At 62.9% G+C, this 24,743-nt stretch carries 22 protein-coding genes; 5 read left to right on the top strand and 17 right to left on the bottom strand.

What is annotated here, in order from left to right:
- Positions 1-15: 15 nt before the first annotated feature.
- The 5 genes from MF6396_RS12245 to sdhC all read right to left on the bottom strand — a co-directional run bounded on the left by MF6396_RS12245 (position 16) and on the right by sdhC (position 6,332).
- Positions 16-2,847, bottom strand: a complete 2,832-nt coding sequence (locus tag MF6396_RS12245) for a 2-oxoglutarate dehydrogenase E1 component (RefSeq protein WP_043863137.1) — start codon at positions 2,845-2,847, stop codon at positions 16-18.
- Positions 2,848-3,091: 244 nt separating this feature from the next.
- Complete coding sequence (locus MF6396_RS12240) at positions 3,092-3,796, bottom strand: succinate dehydrogenase iron-sulfur subunit (protein ID WP_043863138.1); 705 nt, start codon at positions 3,794-3,796, stop codon at positions 3,092-3,094.
- Between the two features lie 11 nt (positions 3,797-3,807).
- Entirely contained in the window at positions 3,808-5,580 is a 1,773-nt protein-coding gene (sdhA, locus tag MF6396_RS12235) for a succinate dehydrogenase flavoprotein subunit (protein WP_043863139.1), read from the bottom strand.
- A 3-nt stretch (positions 5,581-5,583) separates the two neighbouring features.
- Positions 5,584-5,952: a succinate dehydrogenase, hydrophobic membrane anchor protein gene (gene sdhD, locus MF6396_RS12230; protein WP_043863140.1), complete on the bottom strand. Its 369-nt coding sequence runs from the start codon at positions 5,950-5,952 to the stop codon at positions 5,584-5,586.
- Positions 5,946-6,332: a succinate dehydrogenase, cytochrome b556 subunit gene (gene sdhC / locus MF6396_RS12225; RefSeq protein ID WP_088515660.1), complete on the bottom strand. Its 387-nt coding sequence runs from the start codon at positions 6,330-6,332 to the stop codon at positions 5,946-5,948. Before sdhC ends, sdhD begins: the two co-directional genes overlap by 7 nt.
- Before the next feature lie 350 nt (positions 6,333-6,682).
- On the opposite strand from sdhC, the gene gltA reads away from it, so the two are divergent.
- Positions 6,683-7,972 (top strand): citrate synthase, encoded by a 1,290-nt coding sequence (gltA, locus tag MF6396_RS12220; RefSeq protein WP_043863142.1) that lies wholly within the window; start codon positions 6,683-6,685, stop codon positions 7,970-7,972.
- 134 nt (positions 7,973-8,106) lie between these two features.
- On the opposite strand, the gene MF6396_RS12215 is transcribed toward gltA, so the two are convergent.
- From MF6396_RS12215 to MF6396_RS12175, 9 genes are all read right to left on the bottom strand, one after another.
- A complete protein-coding gene (locus tag MF6396_RS12215) occupies positions 8,107-8,712 on the bottom strand; it encodes an START domain-containing protein (protein WP_043863143.1) in 606 nt (201 codons plus the stop codon).
- A 35-nt stretch (positions 8,713-8,747) separates the two neighbouring features.
- A complete protein-coding gene (locus MF6396_RS12210) occupies positions 8,748-9,002 on the bottom strand; it encodes a YkgJ family cysteine cluster protein (protein WP_043863144.1) in 255 nt (84 codons plus the stop codon).
- A 127-nt stretch (positions 9,003-9,129) separates the two neighbouring features.
- Entirely contained in the window at positions 9,130-9,660 is a 531-nt protein-coding gene (locus tag MF6396_RS12205; RefSeq protein WP_043863145.1) for a hypothetical protein, read from the bottom strand.
- Positions 9,661-9,727: 67 nt separating this feature from the next.
- Positions 9,728-11,173 (bottom strand): aminotransferase-like domain-containing protein, encoded by a 1,446-nt coding sequence (locus MF6396_RS12200; protein ID WP_078480451.1) that lies wholly within the window; start codon positions 11,171-11,173, stop codon positions 9,728-9,730.
- A gap of 189 nt (positions 11,174-11,362) precedes the next feature.
- Positions 11,363-12,172, bottom strand: coding sequence for an OmpA family protein (locus tag MF6396_RS12195; protein WP_043863147.1), 810 nt, complete (start codon positions 12,170-12,172; stop codon positions 11,363-11,365).
- On the bottom strand, positions 12,169-12,522 hold the full coding sequence (locus tag MF6396_RS12190) for a DUF4398 domain-containing protein (protein ID WP_043863148.1): 354 nt from the start codon (positions 12,520-12,522) through the stop codon (positions 12,169-12,171). Before MF6396_RS12190 ends, MF6396_RS12195 begins: the two co-directional genes overlap by 4 nt.
- 9 nt (positions 12,523-12,531) lie before the next feature.
- Entirely contained in the window at positions 12,532-13,338 is an 807-nt protein-coding gene (locus MF6396_RS12185) for a substrate-binding periplasmic protein (protein WP_244988700.1), read from the bottom strand.
- Positions 13,339-13,432: 94 nt separating this feature from the next.
- A complete protein-coding gene (locus MF6396_RS12180; protein ID WP_043863150.1) occupies positions 13,433-14,362 on the bottom strand; it encodes an electron transfer flavoprotein subunit alpha/FixB family protein in 930 nt (309 codons plus the stop codon).
- Entirely contained in the window at positions 14,363-15,112 is a 750-nt protein-coding gene (locus tag MF6396_RS12175; RefSeq protein WP_058541860.1) for an electron transfer flavoprotein subunit beta/FixA family protein, read from the bottom strand.
- 543 nt (positions 15,113-15,655) lie between these two features.
- Between MF6396_RS12175 and MF6396_RS12170 the strand changes: the two genes are divergently transcribed.
- On the top strand, positions 15,656-17,320 hold the full coding sequence (locus MF6396_RS12170; RefSeq protein ID WP_043863152.1) for an electron transfer flavoprotein-ubiquinone oxidoreductase: 1,665 nt from the start codon (positions 15,656-15,658) through the stop codon (positions 17,318-17,320).
- Positions 17,321-17,395: 75 nt separating this feature from the next.
- Here the strand turns inward: MF6396_RS12170 and MF6396_RS12165 are convergent, their stop codons facing one another.
- The 3 genes from MF6396_RS12165 to MF6396_RS12155 form a co-directional block, all read right to left on the bottom strand.
- A complete protein-coding gene (locus MF6396_RS12165; RefSeq protein ID WP_078480448.1) occupies positions 17,396-18,709 on the bottom strand; it encodes an MFS transporter in 1,314 nt (437 codons plus the stop codon).
- 67 nt (positions 18,710-18,776) lie between these two features.
- On the bottom strand, positions 18,777-19,262 hold the full coding sequence (locus MF6396_RS12160) for a histidine kinase (RefSeq protein WP_078480447.1): 486 nt from the start codon (positions 19,260-19,262) through the stop codon (positions 18,777-18,779).
- Between the two features lie 178 nt (positions 19,263-19,440).
- Positions 19,441-19,917, bottom strand: coding sequence for a sigma-70 family RNA polymerase sigma factor (locus MF6396_RS12155; RefSeq protein ID WP_043863155.1), 477 nt, complete (start codon positions 19,915-19,917; stop codon positions 19,441-19,443).
- 255 nt (positions 19,918-20,172) lie between these two features.
- Between MF6396_RS12155 and MF6396_RS12150 the strand changes: the two genes are divergently transcribed.
- Genes MF6396_RS12150 through MF6396_RS12140 form a run of 3 tightly spaced genes read left to right on the top strand, consistent with a single transcriptional unit; the run spans position 20,173 to position 24,730 of the window.
- Positions 20,173-21,342: an efflux RND transporter periplasmic adaptor subunit gene (locus tag MF6396_RS12150; protein ID WP_078480445.1), complete on the top strand. Its 1,170-nt coding sequence runs from the start codon at positions 20,173-20,175 to the stop codon at positions 21,340-21,342.
- The gene (locus MF6396_RS12145; RefSeq protein WP_043863157.1) at positions 21,343-23,316 is read left to right on the top strand and encodes a MacB family efflux pump subunit; all 1,974 of its coding nucleotides are present in this window, start codon (positions 21,343-21,345) and stop codon (positions 23,314-23,316) included. It begins immediately after the preceding gene.
- A 7-nt stretch (positions 23,317-23,323) separates the two neighbouring features.
- Positions 23,324-24,730, top strand: a complete 1,407-nt coding sequence (locus tag MF6396_RS12140) for an efflux transporter outer membrane subunit (RefSeq protein ID WP_058541858.1) — start codon at positions 23,324-23,326, stop codon at positions 24,728-24,730.
- The last annotated feature ends 13 nt before the right edge of the window (positions 24,731-24,743 follow it).

Here is a 24,743-nt window from a genome sequence, read left to right as displayed (position 1 = left end):
TGGTGCGCGATGGCATTAAACGGTGAAGGCAGCTTGCAGCAGTTTTTCCTGCTGTTCGGCGTGCATCGAAGCGTAACCACAGGCAGGTGCTGCCGAGGCGTCACGACCGGCGTACTCAAGGACCAGGTCCTTGTTGTGACGGCTCAGGATGCGACGCATGTGGTGCTGGCTGCTGTACCACGCGCCCTGGTTCATCGGCTCTTCCTGACACCACACCACGTCCTTCAGACCGGTGTAAGGCGCAAGGATTTCAACCAGATCGTCTTCAGGGAACGGATACAGTTGCTCGATACGCACGATAGCGATGTCTTCACGGCCTTCGGCACGGCGTTTTTCCAGCAGATCGTAGTAGACCTTGCCGCTGCACAGCACCAGGCGCGTCACCTTGGCCGGATCGAGGCTGTCGATTTCCGGAATGACGGTCTGGAACGAGCCTTCGGCCAGTTCTTCCAGGGTCGAGATGGCCAGCTTGTGGCGCAGCAGCGACTTGGGTGTCAGCACGATCAGCGGCTTGCGCAGCGGACGGATGACCTGACGACGCAGCAGGTGGTAGATCTGAGCCGGCGTGGTAGGTACGCAGACCTGAACGTTGTGCTCGGCACACAGTTGCAGGTAACGCTCCAGACGCGCCGAGGAGTGCTCAGGCCCCTGCCCTTCATAACCGTGTGGCAGCAGCATGGTCAGACCGCACAGACGGCCCCACTTGTGCTCGCCGCTGGTGATGAACTGGTCGACAACCACCTGGGCACCGTTGGCGAAGTCGCCGAACTGGGCTTCCCAGATCACCAGCGCATTGGGCTGGGTGGTCGAGTAGCCGTATTCGAACGCCAGTACCGCCTCTTCGGACAGGAACGAATCGTACAGGTCGAAACGTGGCTGGCCCGGGAACAGGTTCTGCAGCGGGATATAGGTGCTGGCGTCCTTCTGGTTGTGCAACACCGCATGGCGGTGAGAGAAGGTGCCGCGACCGATATCCTGACCCGTCATGCGGATCGGGTGACCTTCGAAGGCCAGGGTGGCGTACGCCATGGTTTCGGCGTAACCCCAGTTGATCGGCAAGCCACCGGCCTGCATCTTCTGGCGATCTTCGTAGATCTTCGAGACCTGGCGCTGAACCACGAAGCCTTCCGGCAGCTCCAGCAACTTGGCCGAGAGCTCCTGCAGGGTCTTGAGGTCGAAGCGGGTGTCGTGACGCGCGGTCCAGGCGTGGCCCAGGTATGGACGCCAGTCGACGAACAGCTCCTTGTTCGGCTCCTTGACCAGGCTTTTCACAACATGCAGGCCGTTGTCCAGCGCATTGCGGTACTCGTCGACCTTGGCCTGGACGCGCTCGGCATCCAGACGACCGGCCTGGGTCAGCGCATCGGCGTACAGCTCACGGGTGGTGCGCTGCTTGCTGATCTGCTGGTACATCAGCGGCTGGGTGCCGTTCGGCTCGTCGGCCTCGTTGTGGCCGCGACGACGGTAGCAGACCAGGTCGATGACCACGTCACGCTTGAACTGCATGCGGTAGTCGACCGCCAGCTGGGTCACGAACAGCACCGCTTCCGGATCGTCGCCGTTGACGTGCAGGATCGGCGCCTGGATCATCTTGGCGACGTCGGTGCAGTACTCGGTGGAACGCGAGTCCAGCGGGTTGCTGATGGTGAAACCAACCTGGTTGTTGATCACGATGTGCACGGTGCCGCCGGTCTTGAAACCGCGGGTCTGCGACATCTGGAAGGTTTCCATGACCACGCCCTGGCCAGCGAAGGCCGCGTCGCCGTGGATCGAGATCGGCAGTACCTTGTCGCCAACGCTGTCGTTGCGGCGGTCCTGACGGGCACGCACCGAACCTTCCACCACTGGCGAGACGATTTCCAGGTGCGAAGGGTTGAACGCCATGGCCAGGTGAACTTCACCGCCGGCGGTCATCACGTTGGACGAGAAGCCCTGGTGATACTTCACGTCACCGGAACCCAGCTCGACCTTCTTCTTGCCTTCGAACTCGTCGAACAGCTCGCGCGGGTTCTTGCCGAAGGTGTTGACCAGTACGTTCAGGCGACCACGGTGGGCCATGCCGATCACGACTTCCTTGGTGCCATAGGAACCGGAGCGCTGGATCAGCTCGTCCAGCATCGGAATCAGGCTTTCGCCGCCTTCCAGGCCGAAACGTTTGGTGCCCGGGTATTTGGTACCCAGGTATTTCTCCAGGCCTTCTGCCGCGGTAACGCGCTCGAGCAGGTGGCTCTGGATGTCTGCGGAAAATTCAGGACGCCCACGCACGCTCTCCAGACGCTGCTGGAACCAGCTGCGCTGCTCGGAGTCGACGATGTGGGTGAACTCGGCGCCGATGGTGCGGCAATATGTCTGCTGCAACGCCTCGAAGATTTCGCGTAGGCTCGCTTCCTCTTTGCCGATGAACAGGTCGCCGGCACGGAAGGTCGTATCAAGATCGGCATTGGTCAAGCCGTAATGATTGATCGACAGGTCTACTGGCGCAGGGCGCTGCCACAACCCCAGGGGGTCGAGCTTCGCGGCTTGGTGGCCGCGCATACGGTAGGCCTGGATCAGTCGCAGCACTTCAACCTGCTTCTTCTCGTGTTCACTGCTCACGCTACCGGCGGAAACCGGTTGGGCGCGGCGCTGGTTCTTTGCCAGCAGTACGAAATGGTCGCGGATCGTCGAGTGCGATACATCGGTGGCAGTGCTGCCTTCGGCGGGCAACTTCTGAAAGTAAGTGCGCCACTCTTCTGGCACAGCGTTAGGGTCGTGCAGGTAGAGCTCGTAGAGCTCTTCCACATAGGCAGCGTTACCACCTGAAAGGTGGGCGCTGTTCCACATGCGCTGCATCACGCTTTCTTGCATGCTTGGTCACCCTCGGTTAGGGGCCTCGATCGGCAAGAACCACAGCAAGCTGAGTTGAGTCCGTATGCAGCGACTGAACCAAGCCACCGAGAGTTCCGCAGATTTACCGGGTACCAGCCCGGACGCCCCTGCTGGTCTCATATCTTCATAGGTAAAAGCTCGGGCTTTTGGCCTTTGCTCAAGTTGCACCTCGGTGCGGGCAAGGGCCCGCACTTCGGTGTGCTACGGGTACAACACTTTTGAATCAGGTGCCGCTTTGCAGCAGCATGTTACGTACGTGGCCGATTGCCTTGGTCGGGTTCAGACCTTTGGGGCAAACGTTTACGCAGTTCATGATCCCGCGGCAGCGGAATACGCTGAACGGGTCATCCAGGGACGCCAGGCGCTCCTGGGTCTTGGTGTCACGGCTATCGGCCAGGAAGCGATAAGCTTGAAGCAGAGCGGCCGGACCCAGGAACTTGTCCGGGTTCCACCAGAACGACGGGCAGGAAGTCGAGCAGCAAGCGCACAGGATGCACTCGTACAGACCGTCCAGCTTCTCGCGCTCTTCCGGGGACTGCAGGCGTTCGATCGCCGGCGCCGGGGTATCGTTCTGCAGGAACGGCTTCACCTTCTCGTACTGCTTGTAGAAGATGCTCATATCAACGACCAGGTCACGGATGACCGGCAGGCCGGGCAGCGGACGCACGACCAGCTTGTTCTTCTTCACCACCGCCGACAGCGGGGTGATGCAGGCCAGGCCGTTCTTGCCGTTGATGTTCATGCCATCGGAACCGCACACGCCTTCGCGGCACGAACGACGATAGGAGAAACCTTCGTCCTGTTCCTTGATCAGTGCCAGCACATCCAGAACCATCAGGTCCTTGCCGCCGGTATCGACTTCGAACACCTGGGTCTTAGGTGCCGAGTCGGTGTCGGGGTTGTAGCGATAAACTTCGACTTTCAACATAGTGGCCACCCTTAGTAAGTCCGGACTTTAGGCTCGAACGTCGGAACGGTTTTCGGCGAGAAGTTGACTGCACGCTTGGCAACCCGCTTTTCACCCGGGAAGTACAGGGTGTGGCACAGCCAGTTTTCGTCGTCACGGTCTTCGAAGTCTTCACGGGCATGGGCACCGCGGGACTCTTTGCGCACTTCAGCAGCGATTGCAGTGGCTTCAGCGACTTCCAGCAGGTTCTGCAGCTCCAGCGCTTCGATACGCGCGGTGTTGAAGGCCTGGGACTTGTCGTTGATCTTGACGTTGGCGATACGCTCGCGCAGGCCAGCCAGCTGTTCGATACCCTTCTGCATGTATTCGCCGGTGCGGAACACGCCGAAGTAGTTCTGCATGCAGCTTTGCAGCTCGCGACGCAGGGTTGCCACGTCTTCGCCGTCGGTACGCTCGTTGAGCTTGTTCAGACGGTTCAGCGCGACTTCCACGTCGGTGTCGCTGGCGTCGCGGTATTCGATACCGTCGCTCAGGGCCTTTTCCAGGTGCAGGCCGGCCGCACGGCCGAACACCACCAGGTCGAGCAGCGAGTTGCCGCCCAGGCGGTTGGCGCCGTGAACCGATACGCAAGCCACTTCACCGACCGCGAACAGCCCTTCGATGATGGTGTCTTCGCCGTCGGCGTTCTGCGAGATCGCCTGGCCATGAATGTTGGTGGCAACGCCGCCCATCATGTAGTGGCAGGTTGGAACGACGGGTACGGGTGCAACGACCGGGTCGACGTGCGCGAAGGTCTTGGACAGCTCGCAGATGCCTGGCAGGCGGCTGTGCAGCACTTCCTCGCCCAGGTGGTCGAGCTTGAGCATCACGTGGTCGCCGTTCGGGCCACAGCCGTTGCCGGCGATGATCTCTTTGACCATGGAGCGGGCCACAACGTCGCGACCGGCGAGGTCCTTGGCGTTTGGCGCGTAGCGTTCCATGAAACGCTCGCCGTGCTTGTTGATCAGGTAACCACCTTCACCACGGCAGCCTTCGGTAACCAGTACACCTGCGCCGGCGATGCCGGTCGGGTGGAACTGCCACATCTCGATGTCCTGCACCGGCACGCCGGCACGCAGGGCCATGCCGATACCGTCGCCGGTATTGATCAGGGCGTTGGTGGTGGAGGCGTAGATACGCCCTGCACCGCCGGTGGCCAGTACGGTGGCCTTGGCGCGAATGTAGACGGTCTCGCCGGTTTCGATGCAGATCGCGATCACGCCGACGAAGGCGCCGTCCTGGTTCTTGACCAGGTCAACCGCGTACCACTCGTTGAGGAAGGTGGTGCCGGCTTTCAGGTTGCCCTGATAGAGGGTGTGCAGCAGCGCGTGACCGGTACGGTCGGAAGCGGCGCAGGTACGGGCGGCCTGGCCACCTTTACCGTAGTCCTTGGACTGGCCACCGAACGGACGCTGGTAGATACGGCCGGTTTCGGTACGCGAGAACGGCAGACCCATGTGGTCCAGCTCGAACACCGCAGCCGGGCCTTCCTGACACATGTATTCGATAGCGTCCTGGTCACCGATGTAGTCGGAACCCTTGACGGTATCGTACATGTGCCAGCGCCAGTCATCGTTCGGGTCGGCCGAAGCGATGGCGCAGGTGATGCCACCCTGGGCCGATACGGTGTGCGAACGGGTCGGGAACACCTTGGTGATCACGGCGGTCTTGTGGCCGCCTTGAGCCAGCTGCAGCGCAGCGCGCATGCCGGCACCGCCACCACCAATGATGATGGCGTCGAAGGAAATCGTTGGAATGTTAGCCATGAATCAGATACCCCAGAGAATCTGCACACCCCAGACGAAGTACGCGAACATCGCGACACCACATACCGCCTGGAACAGGAAACGAACTGCAGTCGCCGACTTGCCCAGCGCCATCGGCGTCAGGTAGTCGGTGGCAATGGTCCACATGCCGACCCAGGCGTGAGCGCCCAGGGCAACGAGGGCCAGCAGACTGAAGATCCGCATCGCGTTATGGGAGAACAGGGCGTGCCACTGGGCATAGTCGATGCCAGGGTGCGCCACCAGGTAGCCGATCAGAAAAATGAAGTAAGCCGCGAGAACGACCGCAGAAACGCGCTGCGCCATCCAGTCATAGAGGCCCGAACGCGACAGGTTCGTGACATTAGTTACCATATCCAAACTCCCGCCAGAACGATCACCACCACGGAAATGGCGATAACGATTTTCGAGCCCAGTTTGCCGCCTTCCAGCGTCTCACCGATGCCCATGTCCATAATCAGATGGCGCACACCGGCAACCAGGTGATACAGCAAGGCGGACAGAAGGCCCCACGCCACGAATTTGGCCAGCGGACTGGTCAGGCATGCCTTCACCTCGGCAAAACCTTCCTCGGAACTCAGGGATTGGCTCAATGCGTACAGCATGATGCCCAGGCCCAGAAAGAGGATGATGCCGGAAACACGGTGAAGAAATGACGTAACGCCGGTAATGGGGAGTTTGATGGTCCTTAGGTCTAGGTTTACAGGTCGTTGGCTTTTCACGGCTTTTTTCACACTGAAGAGCCCCTAGCAAGCAGGGCAAAGTTGTTGGTAAGTGTACTGGTCAGGTACCCACCACCCAGGGAGTGACGACCCCAGAAAAGCGGGCTTTAAAGCCCCTGGCGGTCGGGTGCCGAGTATAGACAGTTAGGCTACTAATGACAACGTGAAGCCCTAGCCCAAATAGCGCATTGCCTTTGGCGAACAAAAGGCGTAAACGGGCCGCAATTTCGCGGAAAAACAGCGCCCAAAGCCCTTTACAACCGTGCTTTAGGCAAATTGACATTCGAATTTATCTCACTATAGTGGTGCGGGCCCTGCGTGGGGGGTCTGTCTGATGATTTCAAGCATTAATAGGAGGCCACATGGCTGACAAAAAAGCGCAGTTGGTCATCGAGGGCGCAGCCCCCGTCGAGCTGCCCATTTTAACCGGCACCGTTGGTCCCGATGTTATCGACGTTAGAGGGTTGGGGGCCACGGGTCACTTCACTTTCGACCCTGGTTTCATGGCGACCGCATCGTGCGAGTCCAAGATCACCTACATTGACGGCGACAAGGGCATCCTGCTGCATCGCGGCTACCCGATCGAACAGCTCGCCGAGCAATCCGACTACCTGGAAACCTGCTACCTGCTGCTCAACGGCGAACTGCCGAATGCCGAGCAGAAGGCTCAGTTCGTCAGCACCGTCAAAAATCACACCATGGTGCACGAGCAGTTGAAGTCGTTCTTCAACGGCTTCCGCCGCGACGCCCACCCGATGGCCGTCATGTGCGGCGTGGTTGGCGCCCTGTCGGCGTTCTATCACGACTCGCTGGACATCAATAACCCGCAGCACCGGGAAATCTCGGCAGTGCGCCTGGTCGCCAAGATGCCGACCCTGGCCGCGATGGTCTACAAGTACTCCATGGGCCAGCCCATGATGTACCCGCGCAACGACCTGACCTACGCCGAAAACTTCCTGCACATGATGTTCAACACCCCGTGCGAGATCAAACCGATCAGCCCGGTGCTGGCCAAGGCAATGGACCGGATCTTCATCCTCCACGCCGACCACGAACAGAATGCGTCGACCTCCACCGTACGCCTGGCAGGCTCCTCGGGCGCCAATCCGTTCGCCTGTATCGCTGCCGGCATCGCTGCACTGTGGGGCCCTGCCCACGGCGGCGCCAACGAAGCCGTGCTGACCATGCTCGACGAAATTGGCGATGTCTCGAACATCGACACCTTCATCGCCAAGGCCAAGGACAAGAACGACCCGTTCAAGCTGATGGGCTTCGGTCACCGCGTCTACAAGAACCGCGACCCGCGTGCCACCGTGATGAAGCAGACCTGCGACGAAGTGCTGCGCGAGCTGGGCATCACCAACGATCCGCAGCTGGAACTGGCCATGCGCCTGGAAGAGATCGCCCTGACCGATCCGTACTTCATCGAGCGCTCGCTGTACCCGAACGTCGACTTCTACTCGGGGATCATCCTCAAGGCGATCGGCATCCCTACCAGCATGTTCACCGTGATCTTCGCCCTGGCGCGGACCGTCGGCTGGATCTCGCACTGGAAGGAAATGCTCTCCAGCCCGTACAAGATTGGCCGTCCGCGCCAGCTTTACACCGGCTACGAGTCGCGTGACATCGTCAAACTGGAAGACCGCAAGTAAGCCAAACGGCTCGCCTGCAACAACAAGAAAGGCTGCCCTCGGGCAGCCTTTTTTGTTGCGTAACGCTTCATGCAGGAGGAGCAAGCCTTGGCGGCCCCTACAGTTGAGACATATTCCAGCCAACCATCAAACTGTTACGGTTTCTCCGCCCGCTCCTTCAACGCCTTGAGCGTATTGAACGGCGCATCCACCACGAACTTGTTCGCCACCATCGCTGGCACACTGCCGCCTGGCTCGGTGTGCACCTGGTATGTCACCTCGGTAGTGTCACCCTTGGGCACCAGCTTCCAGAAACCCTGCACTTCAGCCACCCGCACATAGCCTTTTTCTTCCGGCAGGTACTTGGGCACACCCTCCAGCTTGCGGGTCAGGCTGCCGTCAGCACCTTCGCTGGTGGTTACATGGATGATCGAATCGCGCGGGGTGACCGGCCACGGCGTATTGAACTGGGTGTAGGTCCAGCTCTGGTCACCCTCGTGCTTGAGCAGCTTCTGGCTCTTGCACTCGTGAATCCAGGCACAGGCCCCGGCCACGTCTTCCTGCAGCGCCCGGACCTTGGCCAGCGGCGCCTTGATGGTCGTCACGCCCTGATAGGCCTTGTAGTTCGAACCACTCACTTCGCTCAGCGATACCTTGATGCCATCCCCTTCCTTGGCAACCTTCCAGTCTTCAGCCTGCGCCACCGACATGAACATCGCACTCAGACCACAAATCACCGCTACCCGCTTCATCGAACCCATCGTGTTGTTTTCCTTGTTTGCGAAGTTCCACTCACTCAAGCCGCCGTCACTTGCTCCAGCCAGCCGATGATCCTGATCGCCTCGTCGCGATCATTGCCGCAGGTGTCCACCTCCGCCTGGAAGCCCGAGCACACCGCCGGCCGTTCAGGCTGGCCGAACAGGCTGCAGAGGTTGTGCTCGGACAGTTGCACACAGCGTTCGCCAGCCGGCTTGCCGTGCGGCATGCCAGGAATGGGCGAGCTGATGGAAGGGGCAATGCAGCAAGCGCCACAGCCTTCACGGCAGTTCATGACGACATGGACCTCGGCCTAACAAATGATGGGTGAATGGGGATAGTAACCGCTAAAACAGGTGTTTGAAATTACCGCTCAGATGAAATATCGCCGCGCAGAATGTGACCGGCAGGTCGAGCAGCGTTTATTGCTTGAACTCGAAATCGATGGCTGCACCCTCAATGTCCTGACGGGCATCATTGCGCAACTGCAATTGCATTTCATTGCTGATCAAGCGGCCATTGAGCTGGAACGGGCTGTCCGCGGCAGGCTTTTCTTCGAACAACGACGGCAGCAGCGGACGTCGCACACGGACTTCCTCCTGACTGCTCGGCTGCAGGTCCTTGACCATCTCCGGGGGCAGGCTCAGATCCAGGCGCGCCTTGGGCAAGGGCGCGGCAATCACCTCGGAGGCCTTGCGCTTGCCCGACTTTACCGCCTTGGCCGGCGTCTTCCTGGGGTCGCCAGCCTTGGTCTTGGGTTGCGCCTTGGGCTTGGCCTGTGGCTTGGCACTCGCTTTTACCGGGGCCTGGGTCGAAGGCTTCCGGTCCGGTGCCGGGGCAGCCGACGCCTGTGCCAGCAGTATCGGCCCCGGTCCGGGCACAGCCAGTGCCGGGCCCGTTGCACACAGGCCCAGCGCACACAACATCACGGCAGCACAGCTCAACGCTTTCATAGGCAACGAGACGTATTCATGAGTCGCACATGCTCCCTGTTCCTGCAGTCGCTGGCAAGCCCGCGATCTAGAGGTATCCGCCCGAGACGGTTTCCTGGCAAAGCTGATGGGCCAGCATCCCCAATGTCAGCAGCGCCCGCTCAGCCTCGCGGTTCCACGGAATGCCGCAGTTGAGACGAATGCAGTGGTTGAACTGCTCCGTGTTACTGAAGATCAGCCCGGGCGCGATGCTGATGCCCTGCTGCAAGGCACGTACATGCAACTCCTGGGTGTTGACCCGCCCCGGCAGGCTGACCCACAGGATGAAGCCCCCGGTAGGCCGGCTCATCTGGGTGCCTTCCGGAAAGTGCTGCTGTACCGCCAGCTGGTAGGCACTGAGGTTCTTGCGATATTCCTGGCGAATGTAGCGCAGATGACGGTCATAGCCACCATTTTCAAGGTAGGCCGCCACCCCCATCTGCGTCACGCTGCACGCCGAGTGCGTGGTAAAGGTCTGCAGTCGCTGAATTTCCTGCTGATAGTTGCCCGCGATCATCCAGCCGATACGCACCCCCGGCGACAGAGTCTTGGAAAAGCTCGAGCAATAGATCACCCGCCCCAGCCGGTCGAAGGCCTTGAGCGCCTTGGTGCGCCCTTGCTCGAACATCAGCTCGCCGTAGATATCGTCCTCGACGATCTGGATATTGAAATCCGAGGCCAGGCGCAGCAACTGCTTCTGGCGTTCCTCGGGAATGGTGCCGCCCAGCGGGTTGCTCAACCGCGCAGTCAGCACCAGCGCCTTGATCGACCACTGGTTGGCCGCCAGTTGCAGGGCCTCCAGGCTGATGCCGGTGGCCGGGTCGCTGGGGATCTCGATCACCTTGAGCCCCAGCAGGTCCGCCAGTTGCAGCAGCCCGTAATAGGTGGGCGACTCGGCGGCGATCAGGTCGCCTGGCCGGGTCAGCACCCGCAACGACATCTGCAGCGCATCGACGCAACCGTGGGTCACCACCACTTCGGACGGGTCGACCACCACCCCGGCGTCGCGCATGCGAATGGCGATCTGCCGGCGCAGCGGCTCGAAACCCGGGCTGAACATGTAGCTGAACGCGCGCGGGCTCTGGAACCGCGTGACCTTGGCCAGTTGCTGGTGCAGCGCGCGCACCGGCAGGTAGTCCACATGCGGAACCGCCGCCCCCAGCGGGAACACCCCATCACGCCGGGCTTCGGTCAGTACCTGCTGGATGATGCTGCTACGCGTGACCAGCCCTGGACGCTCGACCCGCGCGATGTCCGGGGTCTGCGCAGTCAGGGCCGGGGTCTGGTGGACGTAGTAGCCCGATTGCGGCCGCGCGCGAATCAGCCCCTGGTCCTCGAGGTTGGCATAGGCCTGCAGCACGGTGGCATGGCTGACATTGAGCTGCGAGCTCATCTTGCGTACCGACGGTACGCGCTCACCGGGCTGATAGACGCCGCGACGGATGTCTTCCGCCAGTTGCTGGGCGATGCGCTGGTAGAGCAACAGATTGGTCATGGGACGGATCTCGAAACGCGGGCTATCTAATTGTTCTTGTACAGTCGGCGAAGAATACCGGAACAGTGCATAAGTGTACGGGCACAGATGCCAGAATAGTCGACTACACAGTTGTGTGACAGCGGGTTTTTCAAGCTTTGCGGCATAAAAAAACCGGTGACTATCACCGGTTTTTTGTTTACCTCGACCTCAGCGCGGCGCGCCCAGGTGGCCTTTCTCGTCGGAAAACACGATCTCCACCCGACGGTTCTGCGCCCTGCCCCGCTCCGAGGCATTGGCCTCGATCGGGTACTGGTCGCCATAGCCTTCGACCTGGATGCGTTTTTCGTCGACGCCCAGGTCGACCAGCATGTCCGCCACGGCCTGCGCACGATCACGCGACAGCGTCAGGTTGTCCTCGGGAGTGCCGGTGCTGTCGGTATACCCCTCGATGCGCACAACGCGCCGGGGGTTGAGCTGCAGAAACTGCACCAGCTTGAGCACGGTACGGCTGGCGGAGTTCTTCAATTCGGCCTGCCCGGTATCGAACAGCACGTCACCCAGGGTCATCACCAGGCCACGGTCGCTCTGGGTCGTGGCCAGGCTGACGATCTGCGCCTCCAGCCATTTGCCCTGCTGCTGCACGCTGACCAGCTTGGCTTCGCGCAGGGCCAGTTGCAGGCGCTGGCGCTCCAGTTCGAGCTTGGCCAGGCGCTCCTGATTGAGCACCAGGTTGCTGTGCTCGCGGGCAATCTCGCTGTAGCGCTGACTCAGGTAGGCGTAATGGCGCACGTCCGCACCACTGCCCACGTAGCTGGACAACCGCTCGGCACGGGCCAGCGACTCGCCGGCGCGGATCACGTCACGCGGCGCACTGCGCAGCACATTGGAATCGTCCTTCACTGCCTGGAAACTGGCGGCGGCCTGGTCGAGGGCGGTTTCGCTGCGCTCGCTGGCGCAGCCCTGCAACCCCAGCACACCTGCACACAACACGGCCACCAAGGGCTTGATCGAACTCACTGTTGCTCCCCCAACTGCTTGCGCAGACGATTGACCCGCGATTGCAGCAGCGACAGCTGCTCCTGACTCTTGAGGGTCAGCACCCGGGCTTCGGCCAGCCGCGCATCAAGTTCGGCCTGCTCGGCGCGCAGCCGCGCATCACGGTACGACTCGCTGGCCATGTTGCTGCGGGCGCGGGCAAGCTTGTCTTCGGCCAGCTTCAGCTCGGCCACTTCGTCGGTGGCACCGACGGCCTTGGCCTGCTCCAGCGCCTGTTCGGACAGGCGCATCTGCTCGTGGGGCGCCGGATCGGCAGCGCAACCGGCCAGGGCCAGTAACGCCATGGCAGCGAAAAGCGGTTGAGTTCTCACACAATCTTCCTACTGTTTGGGGGCGTCGAGCGGTTGCTGCAGCTGCGCCTTCCAGCGCTCGACATTGCGTTGCAGTACTGCCTGAGGCACGCCTGAGGCCGGCAATTCTGTCAGTTTTTTGGCCAGCTGTCCGCGCAACCAGGCGTCATTGCACGCCGAATTGTGCGACAGCGCCAGGTACAGCCCGGGGCGATCCAGCGGCAGGCCGCGGGCGATCAGGTCGTTGGCCATGCCAAGGGTCTGCGCCATGGCCATGCCGGCGTAACGCCCGGCCAGCACATAGTCGACCTGGCCAAGCAAAAGCTTCTGGAATGCCTGGGTCAGGTTCTGCGCCGGCGCCAGCTTCAACTGGTCCTTGGCAAACTGGGCGAACGCCGGGGTCAGTCTGGCCTTCTCCGAGATCGCGCCCTGGTGCTGGTGCAGATCGGCCAGGCCGTCGTAGGCCAGCGTGGAGTCGTGCCGGGTCCACACCAGGTAGTCGTTCTGCAGCAGCGCCGGGTGGATGAAGTCGACGCGGGTCAGGTCTTCAGTGGCCAGCGGCGCATCCACCAGCAGGTCCATGCGTCCGCTGCGCACTTCATCCTGCGCCTCGTTGCGCTTGCCTGCGTACAGCACCTCGACCTTCAGCCCAAGCTCCGTCGCCACCTGCTTGAGCAGGTCGACGTTGGCGCCAATCAGGTGCCTGGGGTCCTGCGGGTCGCGCCAGGCATAGGGCGGCGCATCGGGGCTGCCGGTCGCCACCAGACGCTCGCACTTGCCCACCGCCAGCGCCGCCGTGGGCAAGCAGGCAAACCCCAGCAATCCCGCCATCGCCATTCGGCCAAGCCACCCCATGCACATGCCTCCCTTGCGTCGCGAAATAAAAAAGCCCGATCAAAAGACCGGGCTCTTTATAAGTGAAGCGGCTGGATTAAACCAGCTTCTCCAGCTCAGGTACGGCTTCGAACAGGTCGGCGACCAGGCCGTAGTCGGCCACCTGGAAGATCGGCGCCTCTTCGTCCTTGTTGATCGCAACGATCACCTTGGAGTCCTTCATGCCGGCCAGGTGCTGGATCGCGCCGGAGATACCGACGGCGATGTACAGCTGCGGCGCAACGATCTTGCCGGTCTGGCCGACCTGCATGTCGTTGGGCACGAAGCCTGCGTCGACCGCGGCGCGCGAAGCACCCACGGCGGCGCCGAGCTTGTCGGCCAGCGCGTACAGGTGCTTGAAGTTGTCACCGTTCTGCATGCCGCGACCGCCGGAAACGACGATCTTGGCAGCGGTCAGTTCAGGACGATCGGACTTGGCCAGCTCTTCGCCGACAAATGCCGACTTGCCCGCATCGTGGGCAGCGCCAACCGCTTCGACAGCAGCCGAACCACCTTCGGCGGCAACGGCGTCGAAGCCGGTGGCACGCACGGTGATGACCTTGACCGCAGCGCTCGATTGCACGGTGGCAATGGCGTTACCGGCGTAGATCGGACGCTTGAAGGTGTCCGCCGACTCGACCGCGATGATCTCGGAGATCTGGTCGACGTCCAGCAGCGCGGCAACGCGCGGCAGGATGTTCTTGCCGTTGGAGGTGGCTGGTGCCAGCACGTGGCTGTAGGCCTTGCCAAGCTCGGCCACCAGCGGCGCGACGTTTTCCGGCAGCTGGTGCGCATAGGCAGCGTTGTCGGCTACCAGCACCTTGGCCACACCAGCGATTTTCGCGGCAGCTTCGGCAACGCCACCCACGTTCTGGCCAGCGACCAGTACGTGGATATCGCCACCGATTTTCGCGGCGGCAGCAACGGTGTTCAGGGTCGCCGGGGCAACGGCGCCGTTTTCGTGTTCAGCGATAACCAGGATAGTCATTTAGATTACCTTCGCCTCGTTCTTCAGTTTCTCGACCAGTTCAGCCACCGACTTGACCTTGATACCAGCGCTGCGTGCAGCTGGCGCTTCGACTTTCAGGGTCTTGTTGGTAGAGGCGGTGGAAACGCCCAGCGCGTCCGGAGTCACAGTCTCCAGCGGCTTCTTCTTGGCCTTCATGATGTTCGGCAGCGACGCATAGCGCGGCTCGTTCAGACGCAGGTCGGTGGTCACGATCGCCGGCAGGTTCAGTGCAACGGTCTGCAGGCCGCCATCGATTTCACGGGTGACGTTGACCTTGTCGCCGGCCATTTCCACCTTGGAGGCGAAAGTACCCTGGGCATAACCGGTCAGCGCAGCCAGCATCTGGCCGGTCTGGTTGTTGTCGCTGTCGATGGCCTGCTTGCCAAGGATGACCAGCTGCGGCTGCTCCTTGTCGACCACAGCCTTGAGCAGCTTGGCCACGGCCAGCGAGGTCAGCTCTTCAGCCGACTCGACCAGCACGGCGCGGTCGGCACCCAGTGCCAGGGCGGTACGCAGCTGCTCCTGGGCAGTGGCCGGGCCGACGGTAACGACGACGATTTCGCTCGCCACGCCCTTCTCTTTCAGGCGCACGGCTTCTTCTACGGCGATTTCGCAGAAGGGGTTCATGGACATCTTGACGTTAGCAAGGTCTACGCCGGAGTTGTCCGCCTTGACGCGAACCTTGACGTTATAGTCGACCACTCGTTTGACAGCTACAAGAACCTTCATGGATTCCTCGTTACTCTCCGGTGAAAAGAATGTCGCCTGGGCAGAACCGGGCGATTGCGCGTGGGTACAAGGGCACCTCCAAAAACGAACGCGAGCAGGTGAAATTCAACTGACTGTGCAGTCTGTTCTCGACGCTTGCGCGCAAAACCCGTGGGTCATTGTTTGTCGTGGCGTGTAAACTCCACTACAAAGGCGGGTCCTGGCGTAACTGCCCTGCTTTTTGCCTGGTTTTTAGGGGTGCTCCTGCATCCGACGGTCAGCCTACGGCGAGCGTAAAACCGCCCGTATCTTGACCGTAACGCCCAATCCGGTCAATACGGCAAACCAGCCAGCTTCAAGCCGTGCGTCTTTGATTTTACTGGGCTGCGGCAAATTCAAACAAACGTTTGTATTGGACCTCGCAAGTGGTGTAGATATAATGCGCGGCCAAGAGAAAGCGGTGTAGTCCGTCATCACCCGAGCTACACACCCGGGTACTTCGAAATGACCGCCTGACACCCGCCAACAAAGAAAAACCGATGAGCCTTGAGTAGGAGAGAACCTGTGGAACGCGAATACATGGAATTCGACGTGGTCATCGTCGGCGCTGGCCCGGCAGGCCTGTCCGCCGCCTGCCGACTGAAGCAGAAGGCCGCCGAAGCCGGTAATGAAATCAGCGTCTGCGTGGTCGAGAAAGGCTCCGAGGTCGGTGCACACATTCTCTCCGGTGCGGTGTTCGAGCCGCGTGCCCTGAACGAACTGTTCCCGGACTGGAAAGAACTCGGCGCGCCACTGAACACCGAGGTCAAGCGCGACGACATCTACGTGCTGCGCGACGCCAGCAGCTCGGTCAAGGTGCCCGATCTGTTCGTGCCCAAGACCATGCACAACGAAGGCAACTACATCATCTCGCTGGGCAACCTGTGCCGCTGGCTGGCCCAGCAGGCCGAGAACCTGGGCGTGGAAGTCTACCCAGGCTTCGCTGCCCAGGAAGCGCTGTTCGATGAAAACGGCGTGGTCCGCGGGATCATCACCGGCGACCTGGGTGTCGACCGCGAAGGCAACCCCAAGGAAGGCGTATACACCCCCGGCATGGAACTGCGCGGCAAGTACACGCTGTTCGCCGAAGGCTGCCGTGGGCATATCGGCAAGCAACTGATCAAGCGCTTCGACCTGGACAACGCCAGCGACGTGCAGCACTACGGCATCGGCCTCAAGGAAATCTGGGAAATCGACCCGGCCAAGCACCAGCAAGGTCTGGTGATCCACACCGCCGGCTGGCCGCTGGACGTGATGAGCACCGAGAACACCGGCGGCTCGTTCCTGTATCACCTGGAAAACAACCAGGTGGTGGTCGGCCTGATCGTCGACCTGTCGTATGCCAACGCCTACCTCTCCCCGTTCGACGAGTTCCAGCGCCTCAAGCACCACCCGGTACTCGCCCAGTACCTGGAGGGTGGCAAGCGCATCAGCTATGGCGCCCGTGCCCTGGCCAAGGGCGGCCTGAACTCGCTGCCGAAAATGGTATTCAAGGGCGGCGCGCTGATCGGCTGCGACCTGGGCACCATGAACGTGGCCAAGATCAAGGGCAGCCACACCGCCATGAAGTCCGGCATGCTTGCAGCCGAAGCGGTGGCCGATGCGCTGCTGGCCGGTAGCGAGGGTGGCGACGAACTGACCGCCTACGTCGACGGCTTCAAGGCCAGCTGGCTGTACGAAGAACTGTTCGCCAGCCGCAACTTCGGCCCGGCGATGCACAAGTTCGGCCCGATGCTCGGCGCGGCATTCAACTATGTCGACCAGAACTGGTTCGGCGGCAAGCTGCCGTTCACCCTGCACGACACCAAGCCGGACTACGCCTGCCTCAAGCTGGCGGCCGACTCGAAGAAGATCGATTACCCCAAGCCCGATGGCAAGTTGAGCTTCGACAAGCTGAGCTCGGTGTTCCTCTCCAGCACCAACCATGAAGAAGAGCAGCCGTGCCACCTGAAGCTGACCGACCCGAGCATCCCGATCGGCACCAACCTGCCGTTGTACGACGAACCGGCGCAGCGCTACTGCCCGGCCGGCGTATACGAGGTGATCAGCCAGGAAGACGGCAGCAAGCGCTTCCAGATCAACGCCCAGAACTGCGTGCACTGCAAGACCTGTGACATCAAGGACCCTTCGCAGAACATCACCTGGGTCACCCCGGAAGGTGCTGGCGGCCCGACTTACCCGAACATGTAAGTACCGCCCACAAAAAAAGCCCCCACGCCTTGCGGCGCTGGGGGCTTTTTCATGAAGGCGTTCGAGCAAACGGTCTCACACCTTCGCCAACACCAGTTCATCCCCGGCCCGCAGGTCCTCCCGCGCACTGAAGTACACCGCCGTGAGCAGGCCCACCGTGCCCATCAGCAGGCAGAACCCCACACACACCCATGGGCTCCACGGCATCAGCGCAATCAGCATCAGCGGCGTGGTGCTGGCCCACAGCGCATAGGCCAGGTTGTAGGTAAAGGAAATCCCCGACACGCGAATGGCCGGCGGAAACAGCCCGACCATCACCGACGGCACCACCCCCACCACACCACAGGCCAGCCCTGCCAGCGCATAGGCCACCCCGGTCCAGCCCCAGCCGCCGATCAGGCTGGCATACAACGCCCCCACTCCCAGCGGCAGCAACAGGCTGTAGACCATCAGCGCGCGCCAGGCACCTACCCGGTCCACCAGCAAGCCGGCCAGCACGCAACCGATGTTCAAGAACACGATACCCAGCGCGCTCAGGGCGAAGGTGTCGGCCGCGCTCATGCCGAAGCGCTGCTGCATCACCGTCGGGGTAATCACCACCAGCACCACCCCCGCCGAGGTCAGCACGCAGGTCAGCAGGGCCGCCGGTACCAGCGCGCGGCGGTGCTCGCGCAGCACCGTGCGCAGCGGGAAGGCCACCGGTTGTTCACGCCGCTCGCGCAGCGCCAGGAACACCGGCGTCTCGCTCAGCCAGCGGCGCAGCCACACCCCGATCACGCCGAACACCCCGCCCAGCAAGAATGGATAGCGCCAGGCGTAGTCCAGAATCTCCTGGGCGGTGAACACCTGGGCCAGCGCCGTGGCGGTCAGCGCGCCCAGCAGGTAGCCGAACGTCAGCCCGGCCTGCAGAAAACCCAGCGCATAGCCCCGCCGCCCGGCCGGCGCATGCTCGGCGACGAAGGTCCAGGCGCTTGGCACCTCGCCGCCCACCGCCGCGCCCTGCAGAATGCGCAGGCCCAGCAGGATCAGCGGCGCCGCGTAGCCGATGTCGGCATAGGTCGGCATCACCCCGATCAGCAGGCACGGCAGCGCCATCATCAGGATGCTCAGGCTGAAGACCTTCTTGCGCCCCAGGTGATCGGCAAAATGCGCCATCAGGATGCCGCCCAGCGGCCGCGCCAGGTACCCGGTGACGAAGATCCCGAAGCTCTGCAGCAGACGCAGCCACTCCGGCATCTCGGGCGGGAAGAACAGCTGGCTCAGGGTCAGCGCGAAGAACACGAATATGATGAAATCGTAGATCTCCAGCGCACCGCCCAGCGCCGCCAGGCCCAGGGTCTTGTGGTCTGCGCGTGACAACGACGGTCGGGGGGTAGCGATGGCACTCATGGGCGTTTCCGCAAATCGGCAAACGCAAGAGGATAGCAAAACACTGCGGCCAATGGCCCGACAAGCTTCAGGACGGTCGACAGAACACGGTCTGGGCAAAATTGGTGCGCCGCGGCAGGTGGCCCGTACGGGCGCCCAGGCCACCGCTCAGCTCCATCTGATCGATTACCACCGGCGCATCGATGATCGCCATGAAGGACTCCAGCGCCTCGCTGTCTGGCACCTTGGGCAGGCTCAGGCTCACCGCCTGGCGCTGTGACACCGGTACTGCAGGTACCTTCAGGTGCTGAGAGTGATACAGCAAGGCATGCTGGATCGGCAGGCTCGCCTTGCAGAAGCGCGCCATGTCCACGCCCGCGTGGCTGGCCAGATCGATGTTGCCGATCAGCAGATTGAAGGGCTGCAGGGCCGCCTGCACCAGGCGCTGCAGTTCGACGAAACTCTCGACCGGGGCAATGCGGTAATAGCCCAGTCCATTGAGCATCTTCTCCAGTTGCAGCAACTGGCTGGGGTGCTCGTCGGCGATCAGGATGCGCATCGATTTGTTTGGCATCGTCCGGACCTGGCAGAAGGTAAAGGGAGTTAGCGTCCTTGACCCTACAGCGACAATCCACGACTGCAAGTTGCTGCAAACATCGCGCCTGAACAGAGGTCTGCCACTGATACTTGTAGGGAATCGCGCATAAATCAAGGAACAGCCCGAACTTTCACCCTGGATCGCAGCCCCGCGCTCAGGATTCCCACTCGCGCATGCGCACGCGGCAGTGCTTCATCGCATTGACGATGTGCTTCTCCACCAGGCTGCGGGAAATGCCCAGGCGCAAGGCGATCTGCTGATGCGACAGGCCATCGAGCTTGCGCAATATGAAGCTGTCGCGGCATGTCGGGCTGAGTTCGGCCAGCGCACGCTGCATCAATGCCAGGCGCTGATCGCCATGCATGGCGTGCAAGGGGGTCGGGCTGTGCCAGCGCTCGTCGGTATCGAGCACCTCCAGGGGTTCGACCTGGCGGATCCGCTCGCGTCGATGGCCATCCACCACCAGGTTCAGTGCAGTACGGTAGAGAAACGCGCGAGGGTGCTCGATAGGTTGCGAATCAGCCCGCTCCAGCACCCGCAGGTAGGCGTCATGGGCGACGTCTTCGGCCGCGTGGCGGCTGCCCAGGCGCGACATCAGAAAGCTCACCAGCTCTCGATAGTAGTGTTCCACAACAGTACCTGTGCGCGACGTTGCCGAGGTTGAACCCGCTGGGTCGTATGGCTCGACACAATAACACTAATTAATATTATTCTCATCAAGCGACTCGGTCATACTCTCGCTCATGTTGCCCTGGTGCGGGCTGGCCCAGCCACGCACCGGTTTAAATTACCTCGAATACCGCTCGTTTAACTTGCAGCCTTCCATGCCTGCCGAGCGCGTGTTCGTCACCTCCTGGCATGGATCAACCCCTGGTTGGAAGCCCGCATGAAACGCCCGAAAAACAAACGCCGCCTGCTCGTGTGCTGCCTCGGCCTGCTCGCCCTGGGCACGCTGGTCGCCTGGAAAACCCTGCCTGGCAACGACCAACTGGCCACCGTGGCGGTCACCCGCGCCAACATCGAAAGCAGCGTCACCGCGCTGGGCACCCTGCAACCCAGACGCTACGTCGATGTCGGTGCCCAGGCTTCCGGGCAGATCCGCAAGATCCACGTCGAAGCCGGCGACTCGATCGAGGAAGGCCAGTTGCTGGTCGAGATCGACCCCTCCACCCAGCAGGCCAAGCTCGATGCCAGCCGCTTCGCCATCGAGAACCTGCAGGCCCAGCTCCAGGAACAGCGCGCCCAGAACGAACTGGCCCGCCAGAAGTACCAGCGCCAGCAGAGCCTGGTGGCCAATGGCGCCACCCGCGAGGAAGACGTACAGACCGCGCGCGCCGAACTCAAGGCCACCCAGGCCCGCATCGACATGTACCAGGCGCAGATCCGCCAGGCCCAGGCCACCCTGCGCAGCGACCAGGCAGAACTGGGCTACACGCGCATCTACGCGCCGATGTCCGGTACCGTGGTGGCCGTCGATGCCCGCGAAGGCCAGACCCTCAACGCACAGCAGCAGACCCCGCTGATCCTGCGCATCGCCAAGCTCTCGCCGATGACCGTGTGGGCCGAGGTCTCCGAAGCCGACATCGGCCACGTCAAGCCGGGCATGAACGCCTACTTCACCACCCTCAGCGGCGGTAGCCGGCGCTGGGCCAGCACCGTGCGCCAGATCCTGCCGATCCCGCCCAAGCCGCTGGGGGAAAGCGGCCAGGGCGGCGGCAGCCCGAACACCTCGAGCAAAAGCGGCAGTGGCCGCGTGGTGCTCTACACCGTACTGCTGGACGTCGACAACGCCGACAGCGCACTGATGGCCGAGATGACCGCCCAGGTATTCTTCGTGGCCAGCCAGGCCAGCAATGTCCTCACCGCCCCCATCGCCGCCCTGCACGGCGGGCTCAGGGACACCACGCAGATGGCCAGGGTGGTGGCCAGCAACGGCCGCGTCGAGGAACGTCAGGTACGCACCGGCATCAGCGACCGCCTGCACATCGAGATCCTCGATGGCCTGAGCGAAGGCGACCGCCTGCTGATCGGCCCGCTAGAAGGCAGCGAGGGTTGAATGCAGACGCCACTGATCCAGCTCAAATCCATCAGCAAGTCTTACGGCGGCGCAGGCACGCCGCGGGTCGACGTCCTGCATGGCATCGACCTGTCCATCCATGCCGGTGAGTTCCTCGCCATCGTCGGCGCCTCGGGCTCCGGCAAGTCGACCCTGATGAACATCCTCGGCTGCCTCGACCGCCCCACCAGCGGCCACTACCTGTTCGCCGGCGAGGACGTCGCCCACCTCGACAGCGACGCCCTGGCCTGGCTGCGCCGCGAGGCCTTCGGTTTCGTGTTCCAGGGCTATCACCTGATCCCCTCCTGCTCGGCCCAGGAGAACGTCGAGATGCCCGCGATCTACGCCGGCACCCCGGCGCCGGAGCGACACGCGCGCGCCGCTGCGCTGCTCGAGCGCCTGGGCCTGGGCCAGCGTACCGCCAACCGCCCGCACCAACTGTCCGGCGGCCAGCAACAGCGGGTGTCGATCGCCCGCGCACTGATGAACGGCGGCCACATCATCCTCGCCGACGAGCCCACCGGGGCGCTGGACAGCCACAGCGGCGTAGAGGTCATGAAGCTGCTGGACGAACTGGCCAGCCAGGGCCACGTGGTCATCCTCATCACCCACGACCGTGCGGTGGCTGCCCGCGCCAGGCGCATCATCGAGATCAGCGACGGCCGGATCATCAGCGACTCGGCGCCGGTCCCGCTGGACCAGCCGGTGGACGCTCCGCCGGGTGCCCTGCAGGCCGTCGACCTGCGCGAACGCATGGCCGACGGCAGCGAATATGCCGGGGCCTGGAAGGGCGAGTTGGTCGATGCCGTGCAGGCCGCATGGCGCGTCATGTGGATCAACCGTTTTCGCACTGCCCTCACCCTGCTCGGCATCGTCATCGGCGTGGCCTCGGTGGTGGTGATGCTGGCGGTGGGCGAAGGCAGCAAGCGCCAGGTGATGGCGCAGATGGGCGCGTTCGGTTCCAACATCATCTACCTCAGCGGCCACGCTCCCAACCCGCGTACACCGCCTGGGGTCATCACCCTGGAAGACGTCGCCGCCGTGGGCAGGCTGCCGCAGGTCCAGCGCATCATGCCGGTCAACGGCTCCACCGCCGGCGTGCGCTACGGTAATGCCGACTACACCAGCTACGTAGGCGGCAACGACACCAACTTCCCGGCCATCTTCAACTGGCCGGTGGTGCAAGGCAGCTATTTCACCGAAGCCGACGAGCGCAACGCCAGCGCCGTCGCGGTCATCGGCCACAAGGTGCGCGAAAAGCTGCTCAAGGACGCCGCCAACCCCATTGGCGAATACATCCTGATCGAGAACGTGCCCTTCCAGGTGGTGGGTGTGCTCGCCGAAAAAGGCGCAAGTTCAGGCGACCAGGACAGCGACGACCGTATCGCGGTGCCCTATTCGGCCGCCAGCATCCGCCTGTTCGGCAGCCAGAACCCCGAGTACGTGGCCATTGCCGCCGCCGATGCACGTCGCGTCAACGAGGCCGAAAAGGCCATCGACCAGTTGATGCTGCGCCTGCACAACGGCAAGCGCGACTACGAGCTGACCAACAACGCCGCCATGATCCAGGCCGAAGCCCGCACCCAGGGCACCCTGTCGCTGATGCTCGGCGCGATTGCCGCCATCTCGCTGCTGGTGGGCGGCATCGGCGTGATGAACATCATGCTCATGACCGTGCGCGAGCGTACCCGCGAGATCGGTATCCGCATGGCCACCGGTGCCCGCCAGCGCGACATCCTGCGCCAGTTCCTGACCGAGGCGGTGATGCTCTCTGTGGTCGGCGGCCTCACCGGCATCGGCCTGGCCCTGCTGGTGGGGGGGGCGCTGCTGCTCAGCGAGGTGGCCGTGGCGTTTTCCCTGACCGCCGTGCTCGGTGCATTTGCCTGCGCCCTGGTCACCGGCGTCATCTTCGGCTTCATGCCTGCCCGCAAGGCCGCCCGGCTCGACCCGGTGGCAGCCCTTACCAGCGAATGAACACACTATGAAAGCGCCATTGACCCTACTTGCCGCCAGCCTGTTGCTCGCGGCCTGCGCCAGCCAGGCGCCGCGCCCGGACAGCGGCCTGCAGCTACCGCCACGCTGGCATACCGAACACCTGGACGCGGCCGGCACCCTCGACCGGCAATGGTGGACCACCTTCGGCAGCCGCGAACTCGACCAGTTGATCGACCAGGCGCGGGTGGGCAGCCATGACCTGGCCGGTGCCGTCGCCCGTGTGCGCCAGGCCCAGGCCAGTGCCGTGATCGCAGGCGCCGCGCTGCTGCCCGAACTCAATGCGGGCCTCAACGCCACGCGCCAGAAGCGCATGTACGCCTACCGCTCAAGCACCCTGGACAACAGCACCGCCAACAAGGCCACCAACAGTTACCAGGCCACCCTGAGCGCCACCTACGAGGTGGACTTCTGGGGCGGCAAGCGCGCCGGTCGCGACAGCGCCCGCTTCAGCCTGCAAGCCAGCGAGTTCGAGCGCGACACCGTCGAGCTGACCCTGCTCAGCGGCGTGGCCGACCACTACACGCGCTGGCTGGCCCTGGTCGAACAGCAGCGCATTGCCGAACAGAACCTGGACAACGCCCAGAGCGTGCTGCACCTGGTGCAGAGCCGCTACGACTCGGGCTCCGCCACCGCACTGGAACTGGCCCAGCAGAAGAGTCTGGTGGCCGCGCAACAGCGCCAGCTGCCACTGCTGGCCCAGGACGCCGAGCAGACATTGATCAGCCTGGCCGCCCTGCTTGGCCAACCGCGCCAGCAACTGCAGCTGGATCGTGAAGCCTTCGCCCGGCTGAGCTGGCCGGACATTGCCGCCAGCCTGCCGAGCGAGCTGCTTACCCGCCGCCCCGACATCGCCAGCGCCGAAGCCCAGCTGGCCGCAGCGCAAGCCGATGTGCAGGTGGCGCGGGCCAACATGCTGCCAGCACTGACCCTGACTGCTACCGTCGGTTCGGGCGCCTCCCACGTCGACGACATGCTGCGCAACCCGGTGTACAACCTGGGTGCCGGGCTGGTGGCGCCGATCTTCAACGGCGGGCGCCTGAAGGCCGAGCGCGACAAGGCCACGGCACGCCAGCAGGAACTGCTGGAAACCTACCGCGGCGCGATCATCAATGGCTTTGCCGACGTAGAGAAGGCCCTGAACAGCATTCGCGGGCTGGACCAGCAGCGCCAGTGGCAAAGCGAAGAGCTGGCCCAGGCGCAACGCGCCTTCCAGATTGCCCAGAGCCGCTACCAGGCAGGTGCCGAAGACCTGCTCACCGTGCTGGAAACCCAGCGCACGCTGTTCGCTGCCCAGGACGACAACGTGCAATTGCGCCGCTCGCGCCTGCAGGCCAGCATCGCGCTGTACAAGGCGCTGGGCGGCGGCTGGCAGGCAACCCCCCAGGTACGCTAGGGCACACCGGCAG

Origin of the sequence: Pseudomonas sp. MF6396 (assembly GCF_002018915.1) — a bacterium.
GTDB lineage: Bacteria > Pseudomonadota > Gammaproteobacteria > Pseudomonadales > Pseudomonadaceae > Aquipseudomonas > Aquipseudomonas palmensis.
The sequence above is the reverse complement of the archived record's forward strand: the minus strand, read 5'-3'. Positions and strand labels throughout refer to the sequence as shown.

Excerpts from the sequence above, each read along its gene's own strand:
- sdhA (WP_043863139.1), bottom strand. The coding sequence starts at position 5,580 with ATGGCTAACATTCCAACGATTTCCTTCGACGCCATCATCATTGGTGGT.
- MF6396_RS12160 (WP_078480447.1), bottom strand. The coding sequence starts at position 19,262 with ATGCCAAACAAATCGATGCGCATCCTGATCGCCGACGAGCACCCCAGC.
- gltA (WP_043863142.1), top strand. The coding sequence starts at position 6,683 with ATGGCTGACAAAAAAGCGCAGTTGGTCATCGAGGGCGCAGCCCCCGTC.
- MF6396_RS12245 (WP_043863137.1), bottom strand. The coding sequence starts at position 2,847 with ATGCAAGAAAGCGTGATGCAGCGCATGTGGAACAGCGCCCACCTTTCA.
- MF6396_RS12200 (WP_078480451.1), bottom strand. The coding sequence starts at position 11,173 with ATGACCAATCTGTTGCTCTACCAGCGCATCGCCCAGCAACTGGCGGAA.
- MF6396_RS12180 (WP_043863150.1), bottom strand. The coding sequence starts at position 14,362 with ATGACTATCCTGGTTATCGCTGAACACGAAAACGGCGCCGTTGCCCCG.
- MF6396_RS12140 (WP_058541858.1), top strand. The coding sequence starts at position 23,324 with ATGAAAGCGCCATTGACCCTACTTGCCGCCAGCCTGTTGCTCGCGGCC.
- MF6396_RS12185 (WP_244988700.1), bottom strand. The coding sequence starts at position 13,338 with ATGGCGATGGCGGGATTGCTGGGGTTTGCCTGCTTGCCCACGGCGGCG.
- MF6396_RS12145 (WP_043863157.1), top strand. The coding sequence starts at position 21,343 with ATGCAGACGCCACTGATCCAGCTCAAATCCATCAGCAAGTCTTACGGC.
- sdhD (WP_043863140.1), bottom strand. The coding sequence starts at position 5,952 with ATGGTAACTAATGTCACGAACCTGTCGCGTTCGGGCCTCTATGACTGG.
- MF6396_RS12175 (WP_058541860.1), bottom strand. The coding sequence starts at position 15,112 with ATGAAGGTTCTTGTAGCTGTCAAACGAGTGGTCGACTATAACGTCAAG.
- MF6396_RS12150 (WP_078480445.1), top strand. The coding sequence starts at position 20,173 with ATGAAACGCCCGAAAAACAAACGCCGCCTGCTCGTGTGCTGCCTCGGC.
- MF6396_RS12240 (WP_043863138.1), bottom strand. The coding sequence starts at position 3,796 with ATGTTGAAAGTCGAAGTTTATCGCTACAACCCCGACACCGACTCGGCA.
- MF6396_RS12205 (WP_043863145.1), bottom strand. The coding sequence starts at position 9,660 with ATGAAAGCGTTGAGCTGTGCTGCCGTGATGTTGTGTGCGCTGGGCCTG.
- MF6396_RS12165 (WP_078480448.1), bottom strand. The coding sequence starts at position 18,709 with ATGAGTGCCATCGCTACCCCCCGACCGTCGTTGTCACGCGCAGACCAC.
- MF6396_RS12215 (WP_043863143.1), bottom strand. The coding sequence starts at position 8,712 with ATGGGTTCGATGAAGCGGGTAGCGGTGATTTGTGGTCTGAGTGCGATG.
- MF6396_RS12210 (WP_043863144.1), bottom strand. The coding sequence starts at position 9,002 with ATGAACTGCCGTGAAGGCTGTGGCGCTTGCTGCATTGCCCCTTCCATC.